This is a genomic window from Thermodesulfobacteriota bacterium, from assembly GCA_035325995.1.
GTDB lineage: Bacteria > Desulfobacterota_D > UBA1144 > Nemesobacterales > UBA2774 > JADLGH01.
In genome coordinates this window covers 16,157-27,802 of the sequence record DAOKYU010000017.1, presented here as the reverse complement: position 1 = coordinate 27,802, position 11,646 = coordinate 16,157, and the positions used below count along the sequence as shown (strand labels likewise).

Sequence of the window (11,646 nt, the reverse complement as noted above, 5' to 3'; positions counted from 1 at the left end):
AACTGTTACCCATGTCTCCGAACACCTGTAACCTATGTCCCAGGTCTGTACAGATAATGACCCCCCGGGGGGTCAAATTTTGACCCCTAAGGAATACACAGTTGAAGGAAACACAAATAAGGAACACACAGCGTTATTAAAAGAATACGCGCGCAAACGGACAGACTTTGCATGAAGAAGCCAGCGCTTCTTCGTCCCCGGTTACCCGCCCGGACGGTCTACACGGCCATTCTCTTCTCGATTCGGCTGTCGGGGATGAGCCACATGGCGACGCCCGCAACGTACAGGCCGCAGGCGATCCACGGGCTCACGAAGGCAAGCGGTATCGCAGCGGCGTAAAGCACGAGGCTCGCCTTCCCCTTGAAGTCGCGGCCGATCGCCGCCCCCAGTGTGGAATCCGCGCCGTGGCATTTTATGAGAACACGGGTGAGGACGAGATAAGCGAGCCCGGCTATCAACAAGTCCGCTCCGTAAAGCGCGACCGGCCAGGCGGCGAAGTGGTTCTCGCCCATCCATCCCGTGACGAACGGTATCAGCGACAGCCAGAAGAGGAGGTTCAGGTTGGCCCACAGGACGCGGCCGCTAACCTGCCCGGCGGCCTGGAATAGATGGTGGTGGTTGTTCCAGTATATCCCGACGAAGATGAAGCTGAGCACGTAACTGAGGAACTTCGGCGCCAGCGGGCGAAGGGCGTCCGGGCCGGCCTCGTGCGGTATCCTGAGCTCCAGCACCATTATGGTGATGATTATGGCGATGACGCCGTCGCTGAACGCTTCAAGCCTTCCCTTGCTCATTCGAGTCTCCACGCTACGCATGCTGCGTAAATCAGTCGGGAATAAAACGCCTGCATATCATGTAGAGTAGATCCGGAGCAAAAGAGATACCGGCGTGTAAATATTATTCTCGCCGTCCGCCGGCGAACGGGGCGGGGAGGAACGGATTGACGCCGTTCCCGATCCTCTCCGTCCCGGGCCCGCGCCATAGACGATAATAAAGTGGAGATGCGCGGGGGGCGTACGCCCTTGCGTCTTACTGAAACAGCTCGACGAGCGGCTGGCCCGTGGCGCCGTTCGGGAACGGGACGCCGAGGAGCGCCGAGACTGTCGGGGCGGCGTCCGTTATGCCGACGGGACGCATCGAAGAGCCGCGCCGTATTTTCCACCCGTAGAATACGAGCGGCACGTGCGTGTCGTAGGTGTACGGCGCGCCGTGAGTCGTGCCCCTCTTGCCGTAGCGGGCCTTGTACTCAATCCACGCGGGCTCCATTACGACGGCGACGTCGCCCGAACGCTTCATGTTGTAGCCGTTCTCGACGAGGGCGCGCGGGCCCGTCGTGAAGTCCGCGCCGCGGAGCTCCGTAGCCGTGACGGCGTCTGCGACCCCGGGGAGCGTGAGCAGGAAGTCCGCCGTTTCGCGCTCCACGTCGGCGACGCCCGCCCGGAGCTTCGAGCGTATCAGGTCGCGGTCGAGATAGACCTGCTGGTTGCTATAGGCGAGGACGAGCTTTCCGCCCGCCGGGCCGTATACCTTCGCGAGGTGCGCGTTCAGCATCGTTATCAGCTCGTCGTCTTCAGTGAAGTATCCGGCAGGGACGCCTGCGTCCTCGAGCGAGAGCGGCACGTCTACGACGCCGTGATCGGCCGTCAGGAATACGAGGTAGTTCCCCTCGCCGACGAGCCTGTCGAGCGACTCCAGGAGGGCCGCGATGTCGCGGTCGAGCCTGAGGTACGTGTCCTCGACTTCGACGGATCTCGGGCCGTAGTAGTGGCCGATTATGTCGGTCGAAGAGAAGCTGACCGCGAGGAAGTCCGTGACCCCGTCCTTCCCGAGCCCCGCCCCCTCGACTGCCGCGACGGCGAAGTCCTTCGTCAGCGAGTTGCCGAACGGCGTCGCCGTGATGAGCCGGCCGTACATGCCCCCGGTGTCCGCCGGGTTTTGGGCGAGGACGTCCTTGAGGACGTAAGGGAAAACGGGCTTTCTGTATTCGCCCGTGGCCTCGTCCTTCCCGCTTATCGACTTTTCGTACGGGCTGCCGTCGTCCGCGCTTTCTTCATATTCCGAAATGTCGAGGAGCGTGTTCCACTCGCCGTCTATCCCTGGCCGGGCGAGGTATTTTTCGGCGGAATTTTCTGAGTTGAAGTTTTTAACCCACGCCGGCAGCTCCGGCGCTTCGCCGTTTTTATCGTTCCTATAGTAGTACGTGCTCGTCACCCACTCGCCGCTCGCGGCGTCGAGCCAGTAGGCGGCGTCGCCGAGGTGCCCGGCGGGCATTATGGCGGCCCTGTCTTTCTCCGAGATGCCGATGACGATGGACTGCATGCCGCTCGCGAGCTTTATCTCGTCGGTGACCGTCGTCGTCAGCATTTTACGGGGCGAGCGCATACCCGTTACTTTCCCCAGGCCCTCGCCGCCCCCGACGAGGGAGGCCGTTTTGTCGTAGGCGCAGTATATTTCCCCGCCCAGGTCCCTGTCGAACCAGTCGTTGCCGATGATGCCGTGGACCGACGGCGGCGCGCCCGTGTATATCGAGGCGTGGCCCGGGCACGTCGTCGTCGGGACGTAATCGAGCCGGGCGTTGCCGAAGCTGAACCCCTCGCCGACGAGCCGCTTGAACCCGTCGTCGCCGTACTCGTCCCAGAAGCGCGTAAGAAAATCGTAGCGCATCTGGTCGACGACTATGCCGACGACGAGGCGCGGGGGGACGTTCTCGGGGTTGCCGCCGTCGGGCCTTAGCGTCGGGCGGGGCTGCTTCGCGGAGGGCCCGTCGGTCGCCAGCGGCGGAGGCTCCGTACGCGAGGGGGCCGTATCGCCCGTCCGTTCGCATGAGATGAAGAAGCCGGCCGCCGATAATATAAACAGTATGGAAAGTATGGCCCTCATATCTTGCTCGCTCCGGCGCGGCGCGCGCGGCCGCACGAATAAAATTATAAGCGTAAAGTGTGAAGCCCGCATTAATATTTCGGCGACGCGGGAGAGCACCGAAGCCGGGCCGCGGAACGCCGTTTAGAAAGACGGAAACTTACATTATAATTTATCATCCTTCACGCCGCCGAAAGGAGGACGCCCTATGGGTTTCGAAATCGCTTACTGGCACTGGCTCGTTTTCGGGATGCTGCTCATCATCGCCGAGCTGCTCCTGCCGAGCTTCACGATATTCTGGTTCGGCCTCGGCGCGCTGGCGGTCGCGACGCTCCTCTTCTTCGTCCCCGGGATGCCGCTCCCGTGGCAGCTCGCGGCGTGGGCCGCCGCGTCCTCCGTCATGACGTTCCTCTGGTTCAGGTACTTCAGGAAAATCGCCCCCGACAGGACGAGCGCCGGGGTCGGGCGCGAGGCCGTCCTCGGCGAGAGGGGTACAGTCGTAACCCCTCCGGACGAAAAGGGCCACGGGAAGGTGCGCTTCACGAGGCCGGTGCTCGGGTCGAGCGAATGGCTTTTCATATCCACGGACGAGGTATCGATAGGGGATAGCGTATATATAATGGATATATCCGGCAACACTCTCATAGTCGAAAAAAGAAACCCCGTATAAAAAGAGGAGATTCGCAATGTGGGTCGTCATAGTATTCGTAGTGCTCGTGATTATAACGATAATGGCCGGCGTGAGGATAGTGCCCCAGGGCTTCAAGCACATCGTCCAGCGGCTCGGGAAGTATAACAAGACGCTCGGTCCGGGGCTCAACATAATAATCCCCTACGTCGATTCGATAGCCTATAAGGTTACGACAAAGGACATCGTGCTCGACATCCCGTCGCAGGACGTCATCACGAAAGACAACGCGGTGATGATAGTGAACGCCGTCGCCTACATCAACATCGTCTCGCCGGAGAAGGCTGTGTACGGCGTCGAGAATTACAGGATAGCGATTCAGAACCTCGTGCAGACGTCGCTCCGTTCGATAGTGGGCGAGATGGACCTTGACGACGCCCTCTCTTCGAGAGACCAGATTAAGGCGAGGCTGAAGGAGGCTATATCCGACGACATAGCCGACTGGGGCATCACGCTGAAGACGGTCGAGATCCAGGACATCAATCCTTCGGAGACGATGCAGAGGGCGATGGAGGAGCAGGCCGCAGCCGAGAGGGGAAGGAGGGCGACAGTGACGAGGGCCGAAGGGCAGAAGACGGCGGCCATTCTCGAAGCGGACGGCAGGCTGGAGGCTTCGCGGCGCGACGCCGAGGCGCAGGTGGTCCTCGCCGAGGCGAGCCAGGCGGCGATCGACAAGGTTACGCAGGCCGTCAAGGATAACGAGCTGCCGGTGCTGTTCCTCCTGGGCGAGAAATATATCGACGCCGTGAGCAAGGCGGCGAGCTCGCAGAACTCGAAGCTCGTCATACTCCCGGCCGACCTCCAGGCGGCGCTCAAGGGAATCATCGGAGGAATTAAGCAGTAGGGATGATATCGTCATTTCGACAGAGGGAAGAAATCCTGCACTCTCCTCACCCTTGAAGGGGGAGGATCGAGGTAGGAGTGACGAATAGAAATTAAAAGCGAGATTCCGAGTCAAGCTCAGAATGGCGGATTAAAAAAAGCGGCGAAACAATATACTGAATTCATTTCTTACCCCTTCCCGGATTTTTCCTCTTCGGCTTCGCGGCGCCGTTCGAGGATTCCTCAATCGCCGCCCGCACCAGCGTCCGCACTCCCCAGCTTTTCACCCTCCTCGCCTCGTCCTTCCCCAGCGGGAGCACGTCCTTGAAGACTATCATCGATTCGGGCCCGAAGAAGAGGCAGAGCGCGGCCGAGAGCCTCTTGTAGCTCTTTTTGCCGAGCTTCGCGCGGGCGGGTTCGAGCGCGGCCTCGATGAACCCCATCCTCCGGCTCTGCCGAACGGGCACGCCCCCGCCGTTCTCGAGCGACAGCTTGAGCGAGTTCAGCATAAGCGCGCGGAGCTGGAGCTCGTTGTCGTACATCATATCGTGGAGGGCGGATTCCATGGCGTCCACCCTGTCCTCGGGCCCTTCGATGGAGCCGTCCGAGAATATTTCGCCGGGGTTGGGCACGCCGCCGTGGATCGGGGCTTCGACGAGGAGCCCTTCGAGCGAGGGGAAGTAGCGGTACGCCGTGGCGCGCGAGACCATCGCCTCCTCGGCGACTTCGTCCATCGTAGGAGACTTTCCCTCGGAGAGGAGACGCCCGGCGGCCAGGAGTATGTCGTTCCTCGTTCTCTTACGCTGATTTACGCGGCCCTTGTTTTCCATTTTCATCGCCGGCATCACTGGAGCTGCTGCAGTATAGCGGCGAGGTCTATCCAGACGTTCTCGCGCTTTATGAGACCGTCGCCCGAGAATTCGACGACGTGGAGCAGGCGGAAGCTGAGCGGCCGGCCGTTCCCCGGAATGCCGAACGGCCTCCCCGGAGCCCTCCCCTCCCAGAGCGATTCGTCAACGAGGAAGTTGTCGCCGTAGAGCCTGCGTATGCAGCTCACCTTCCCGTCCGAGAGGTCGGCGAAGAGGTGCTCGTAGAATCCCCTGGCGTTTTCGGGGCCGACCGTCGGCCCCGTCGGCATGCCGACTATGTCGTGTATCACGTCCTGCGACAGCGTGGACAACACCCCTTCGACGTCGTCCGCGGCCTCGAAACCGAAATGCTCGTCTATCATGTGATCCATTTGCTCTTTTGAAAGCTTCAAGGTTTCCCCTCCTTACGAAACAGCATGCGAGTATTCTAATGAGACTTATATCTTATGTCAAGAAATGAGAATCATACAGCGAAAAGGCGGGGCGAAGTATGCTCACGCCGCGAGAAGCGCGGCGGGCGCGCCTTCGGCGAATTGCCGGGGGATGCGGGACGAAGCCGCCGCGCTCCTCGCGATATCCCACCTAACCCCTTGATATCAGGCCAAACTTTCGGCCCGTGAAAATTCTCGTTGAAACAAATAATTAACGACATTAGAATTGATTCGTGATTTCAATTTTCAGCGGGATCGCAAGCAACGTTACAGGAGGATTACCATGAAAGCAGCAAGAATGTTTTTGATCGCGGGCCTGTTTCTGGCGGCCGGATGCGTTTCGCAATCGGCTTACGACCAGCAGGTGGCCGAGACCCAGCAGCTCGCGTATTTGAACTCGGTTTACCAGCAGCTCAACACAGCCCTTGCGGCGCAGGTCGCAGCCGACCAGGTGCAGATTCAGCAGCTACAGGACCAGCTCCAGGTCACTCTCGTGAACGAAATACTGTTCGACGAAGGCGGCTACGAGCTCCACGCCGAGGGCAGGAAGACGCTCGACCAGATCATCCCCGCGCTCCAGCAGGCGCAGGGCAAGTACATTGTCATACAGGGATTCACCGACGACCTCAGGATACTGGAGCCGCTGGCCTCGCGCTTCCCGACCAACTGGGACCTCGCCGCCGGGCGCGCAATATCGGTAGTCCGCTACCTCGCCGACAACGGCATAGACCCGACCACGCTGGCCGCCGTCTCGTTCGGGCAGTATCACCCCATAGCGCCTAACGACACCCCGCAGGGACGCGCCCAGAACAGGCGCATCGAGATAGACATCCAGGACCAGATGCCGTAAGTAAAGACTTTCAACCCGATTTAATAATGAAGCGGACCCTCTCCTTTCGCCGAAGGGAGAGGGAACTGCCGATTCCGAGCGCGCGTGGGATTACCACACTTCTGTCATTCCCAACGATTTCGAGCGAGCGAGGAATCGTTGGGAATGACAGAAAGAAGGGATATTGCTTCACTTCGCTAGCAATGCCATGTGCAAAGAAGCGGTCAGCTTGATAAAAACATCAGCCGCGGGGCGGCATGCCGGACACCGTCCCCGAAAAAATTCGTTTCATCCATCCTCCCGAAAGGTATATTATTTGTTAATGCCGAATCCGCCGAAGGGAAATCCCGGGCAGTACCGCTCTTCCGTCCATCTCGGGCGGGCGCTGGCCCTCCTTCTCCTTTTTCTTATTGCGGGCGTCGGCGCATCGTGCCAGGATTCCCCCGATTACGAGCTTCTTCTCGTAGGGTCCTGGGAAAGGTCGGCGGCGGAAAACGGGCACTCTTTCAGGGGGTCGCTCGAAATACGGCCCGACGGCACGTTCTCCTTCACGTTCGAGGGAGACGCCCCCGGCCACTCGGACTCCCACGGCAAGTGGAGCCTTTCGGGACGCGACATCACGTTCCTCGACAACTCCTGTGTCGATCCCGGCACTTACAGATTCCGCCTGAAGCGGGATCAGCTCTCGTTCCTCCCGCTCCGTGAAGATTGCGGGCCCAGGAAAAACGCGCTCACCGGCGACTGGGAAAAGAGAACGGACGAAAAGTAAGCAAATCCGCCGCGAATAAAAACGGAGAGGGCCGGCCCTGTCCGAACCGGACCCTCTTTGACCTATCCGGGGTTGCGCCTACCTGTGCGGTCTTTTCAGATTGAAGCTCGCAGCCGGAATAAAACGCGCAGATAAAAGTGCCGTGAATTCGACGTTAAAAAATCATTAAACGGATGCGCCTCGCCTGCAGCAGCGAATCTTACGGCTCCGCCCTTTTTCCGGCGATGCTTAACGGGAAGTTAAAACATCCTTAACCGCGGCTTAAACTGCACAGGGTAAATTCTCAAAAAATTCTTTAAAATCCAAAAGGGGGTTGAAGTAATGAAAAACGCTACGAAGACGATGAAACTGCGCTACACCGCGTTAATCGTTCTGCTGATGGCCGCCTTCGCGGCTCCGGCATGCGACGACAATAACGGCAATAATCCGCCGCCACCGCCGCCGTCAAACCTGGTGGTTACGATCTTCCACAATAACGACGGCGAATCGCAGCTCATAAACGCCGGCGCGGGCATAGAGGACTTCGGCGGCATCGCCAGGTTCGCGACACTCCTCGGCGACCTCCGCGCCGAAGCGGACGCCGGGCCGGGCATCAACATCACGCTCAATTCCGGCGACAACTTCCTCGCCGGCCCCGAGTTCAACGCGAGCCTCCAGAAAGGCGCCCCCTATTACGATTCCATAGGGCTCAACAGGATGGGATACGACGCCATGGCGCTCGGGAACCACGAGTTCGACTTCGGCCCCGACGTGCTGGAGGAGTTCATAATCAGCTTCGACAGCCCGCCGCCCTTCGTCTCGGCCAACCTCGTCTTCACCGAAGAGCCGGGGCTCCAGGCGCTCGTAGACGACGGCATAATCGTCACGAGGACCATCATAGTGACGGAAGGGGAAAGTATAGGCGTCATAGGCGCGACTACCCCCCAACTGCCGTTCATATCGAGCCCGAGGGACGTCATAGTCCTGGGCGACATCGCCGACATCGTGCAGGCGGAGGTCGACGAGCTCACGGGCGAGGGCATCAACAAGATAATATTCATCAGCCACCTCCAGGACGTTAACGAAGACCTCGCGCTCGCCGGGCAGCTTAACGACATCGACGTGATGATAGCCGGCGGCGGCGACGAGCTCCTGGCCAACGAGGGGGACCTCCTCGTGCCGGGCGACGAGCTCGCGAACGCCTTCGGGCCCTACCCGCTCATCGCGGCGGGGGCCGACGGCAGGGACATTCCAGTCGTCACGACGACCGGCAACTACAAATACGTCGGCAGGCTCATAGTCGAGTTCGACCCGGATGGCAACGTCATCGCTGTAGACGACGTGAGCGGCCTCGTAAGGGTCGCAGGCGGGGACAACCCCGACGCCGTGCCGCCGGACGGATTCATTCAACAGAACGTCGTCGATCCGGTCTCGGATTACGTCTCGGGGCTCGCGGCCAACGTCATCGCCGAGAGCGAGGTCGCGCTCGAAGGAAGGCGGAGCCCCGGCGTCAGGACCGAGGAGACCAACCTCGGGAACCTCACGGCCGACGCGCTCCTTTACCAGGCGACCGTTCTCGCCGGGGACTTCGGCGTGCCAGTGCCGGACGTCGCGCTCCAGAACGGGGGCGGCATAAGGAACGATACGCTCATACCGGCTGGCGACATAACGGAGCTCACGACGTTCGACATATTCCCCTTCACGAACTTCGTATCCATCGTCCCCGCGATACCGAGGGAGCAGTTCAAGGAAATAATGGAGAACGCCGTTTCCGCGGTCGAAAACGCCGACGGGCGCTTCGCGCAGATATCGGGTTTCAGCATGGTTTACGACCCGGACGGAACGCCGCAGGTTCTGGACGAGGACCTCAACGTCGTAACCCCCGGCACGAGGGTGAGGAGCATCGTCCTCGACACCGGCGAGGTTATAGTCGAAGACGGCGCAGTGGTTCCCGGAGAGGCCATCGACATAGCGACCATAGACTTCTCGGCGAGGGGCGGCGACATGTACCCCTATCGCGGCGCACCGTTCACGACGCTCGGAGTCGTTTACCAGCGGGCGCTCTTTAACTACATAATCGACCCTGTCGTCGAGGGCGGGCTCGGCGGCGTCATATCCGCCGCCGATTACCCCGAGGGCGGCGAGGGGCGGATCACATCCGCTGGAGACTGACGTAGCGAAGGAATCGATATCGGCACCGGCCGTGCGACGATCATGTTTCGATTCCTTATTTCTGCCGTTTCGAAAGCGGATCACCACCGTACCATAAATTCAATTCATACCCCCGTCCTTCCGGCAGACTTCCGGGAGGACGGGGAAAATCAAGACAGAAAACCGGAAGCCGGGCACGTCATTTGGAGCACCCGAGCCGCACGATATCGTACAGCGGCGGGCACGCCCGAGAGCGCCGGCGCACCGGAGGCCAATCCGCAACCTCCCTTCTTCACTACATATTCCAGCGCTATCCCCGCGTGGCATGCATATTGCTCCATGACGGGTTACGATGAGCGGCGCCCGGCTCAGGTATGTGAGCGACGAGACTGAAGGCATAGTCCGCAAGGGACGCGGGAAGGGCTTCGCCTATTATTTCGAGGGGAAGCTCGTAACGGACGCCGCCGAAAAGGAGCGGATAAAGGCACTCGCCATACCGCCCGCGTGGACGGACGTGTGGATTTGTCCCGGCCCCGAGGGACACATACAGGCGACGGGCCGCGACAGTAAAGGCCGGAAGCAATACGTCTACCACGAGATGTGGAGCGTCCTCAGCTCCGAATCCAAGTTCGGCAGCCTCGCGAGCTTCGGCGAATCCCTGACGGCCATAAGGAAGCGCGTCCGGAAGGACCTCGCCCGGCGGAAGCTCGACAGGGACAAGGTGCTCGCGGCCGTGATAGACATAATGGACAAGACGTTCATGCGAATCGGCAGCGAGCGGTACGCGAAGCTGAACGATTCCTACGGGCTCACGACGCTCGAGAACTGCCACGTCACGGTCACGGGAGGGACGGCCGAGTTTTCGTACCGCGCCAAGGGCGGCAAGGAACGGAGCCTCAGCCTAACCGACCGCGCCGTCGCCAACACGATAAAAAGATGCATGGAGATTCCCGGGTACAGGATATTCAGGTTCGTGGACGGGAACGGGAACGTAAGCGCCGTCGATTCGGACAGCGTGAACGAGAAGCTCCGCGAGATCACCGGGCACGGCTTCACCTCGAAGGATTTCAGAACCTGGGGCGCGACGGTCGCGGCCCTCAACTCTCTGAAGAAGGCAGGCGAGTCAGAAGCCGGGGGCGAGAAGGCGATAGTCCGCGCCGTGAAAGAGGCCGCGAAGGTCCTCGGCAACACACCCGCCACGTGCCGGAAATATTACGTTCACCCCGCCATTCTCGACGCGTGGCGGAGCGGGAAAATCGGCGCTTACTCGACACCGCGCGGCAGGCGGAAGTATCTCTCTCCCGATGAAGTCGAAGTGCTGCGGATATTAAAGAAGGTCAAGTAACACACAGCCACGTAACGTAAATCCCTGCAGGCGCATTTACCCCGGCCCGGCAGACGTATAGAATTAAATTCCGAAACCATGCGAAGAAATTTCGAAGGTAAGAGCGTACTCATCACGGGCGGCGGGACGGGCATCGGTAAGGCTACGGCGCTCGAATTCGCGCGCGAGGGCGCAGCCGTCCTTATCACGGGAAGGAGGGAGGAGAAGCTCGCCGAGACAGCGCGCGAGGCCGGGGCCGAGGGGCTCGGAATCCTTTTCACCGTCTCCGACGTATCGAGTGAAGAGAAATGCCGGAAGGCGGTCGAGCTCGCAGTACGCGAGACGGGAGGGCTCGACATACTGTTCAACAATGCGGGCGTTCTCATACCCGGCCCCGTGCACGAGACGACGGCGTCGGCGTGGGAGACGACGTTCGACACCAATGTGCGCGGCACGTGGCTCATGAGCAAATTCGCGATCCCGCACATGCTCTCACGCGGGCGGGGATGGATAGTGAACAACGCATCGATAGTGGGGCTCAAGGGATTCGCCGGGCTCCCGGCATACGCGGCGTCCAAGGGCGCTGTGATACAGCTCACTCGGAGCATGGCGCTCGAATACTCGTCCCGGGGCATAAACGTGAACGCCGTATGCCCGGGGACCACCATGACGCCGCTCGTAACCGAAGGCTTCATGAAGCGCGTGCCCGACCCCGGTGAAGGGATGAGGTTCATGGAATCGCTCCACCCCATGGGGAGGCTGGCGCTTCCCGAAGAGGTCGCGAGGGCGGTGCTTTTCCTCTGCGACGAGAGGGTCGGCTTCGTCACCGGCGCCGCCCTGCCCGTAGACGGCGGCTGGTGCGCGCGGTAAAAAAGGAGCCGCCGCATCCGGCGTCGTTTATACTTGTAAACAAAACCGAACGGAG

General features: G+C 60.6%; 11 protein-coding genes. 7 read left to right on the top strand and 4 right to left on the bottom strand.

Features of this window, described 5'->3' with window-relative positions; genetic code table 11:
- Positions 1-218 precede the first annotated feature (218 nt).
- On the bottom strand, positions 219-794 hold the full coding sequence (locus PKC29_14570; GenBank protein HML96644.1) for a TMEM175 family protein: 576 nt from the start codon (positions 792-794) through the stop codon (positions 219-221).
- 235 nt (positions 795-1,029) lie between these two features.
- The gene (locus PKC29_14565) at positions 1,030-2,880 is read right to left on the bottom strand and encodes an alkaline phosphatase family protein (GenBank protein ID HML96643.1); all 1,851 of its coding nucleotides are present in this window, start codon (positions 2,878-2,880) and stop codon (positions 1,030-1,032) included.
- A 187-nt stretch (positions 2,881-3,067) separates the two neighbouring features.
- Between PKC29_14565 and PKC29_14560 the strand changes: the two genes are divergently transcribed.
- Both PKC29_14560 and PKC29_14555 read left to right on the top strand, forming a co-directional pair.
- Positions 3,068-3,529, top strand: coding sequence for an NfeD family protein (locus tag PKC29_14560; GenBank protein ID HML96642.1), 462 nt, complete (start codon positions 3,068-3,070; stop codon positions 3,527-3,529).
- Positions 3,530-3,545: 16 nt separating this feature from the next.
- On the top strand, positions 3,546-4,391 hold the full coding sequence (locus PKC29_14555; protein HML96641.1) for an SPFH domain-containing protein: 846 nt from the start codon (positions 3,546-3,548) through the stop codon (positions 4,389-4,391).
- 160 nt (positions 4,392-4,551) lie between these two features.
- Here the strand turns inward: PKC29_14555 and PKC29_14550 are convergent, their stop codons facing one another.
- A complete protein-coding gene (locus PKC29_14550) occupies positions 4,552-5,199 on the bottom strand; it encodes a TetR/AcrR family transcriptional regulator (protein HML96640.1) in 648 nt (215 codons plus the stop codon).
- Positions 5,200-5,213: 14 nt separating this feature from the next.
- Positions 5,214-5,630, bottom strand: a complete 417-nt coding sequence (locus tag PKC29_14545; GenBank protein HML96639.1) for an ester cyclase — start codon at positions 5,628-5,630, stop codon at positions 5,214-5,216.
- Between the two features lie 322 nt (positions 5,631-5,952).
- Here PKC29_14545 and PKC29_14540 point away from each other — a divergent pair, with 322 nt between their 5' ends.
- The 5 genes from PKC29_14540 (at position 5,953) to PKC29_14520 (ending at position 11,591) form a co-directional block, all read left to right on the top strand.
- Positions 5,953-6,519, top strand: coding sequence for an OmpA family protein (locus PKC29_14540; protein HML96638.1), 567 nt, complete (start codon positions 5,953-5,955; stop codon positions 6,517-6,519).
- 301 nt (positions 6,520-6,820) lie between these two features.
- Positions 6,821-7,267 (top strand): hypothetical protein, encoded by a 447-nt coding sequence (locus PKC29_14535; protein ID HML96637.1) that lies wholly within the window; start codon positions 6,821-6,823, stop codon positions 7,265-7,267.
- A 321-nt stretch (positions 7,268-7,588) separates the two neighbouring features.
- The gene (locus PKC29_14530) at positions 7,589-9,418 is read left to right on the top strand and encodes a bifunctional metallophosphatase/5'-nucleotidase (GenBank protein ID HML96636.1); all 1,830 of its coding nucleotides are present in this window, start codon (positions 7,589-7,591) and stop codon (positions 9,416-9,418) included.
- A gap of 331 nt (positions 9,419-9,749) precedes the next feature.
- Entirely contained in the window at positions 9,750-10,742 is a 993-nt protein-coding gene (locus tag PKC29_14525; protein HML96635.1) for a DNA topoisomerase IB, read from the top strand.
- A 78-nt stretch (positions 10,743-10,820) separates the two neighbouring features.
- Entirely contained in the window at positions 10,821-11,591 is a 771-nt protein-coding gene (locus PKC29_14520; protein ID HML96634.1) for an SDR family oxidoreductase, read from the top strand.
- Positions 11,592-11,646 lie beyond the last annotated feature (55 nt).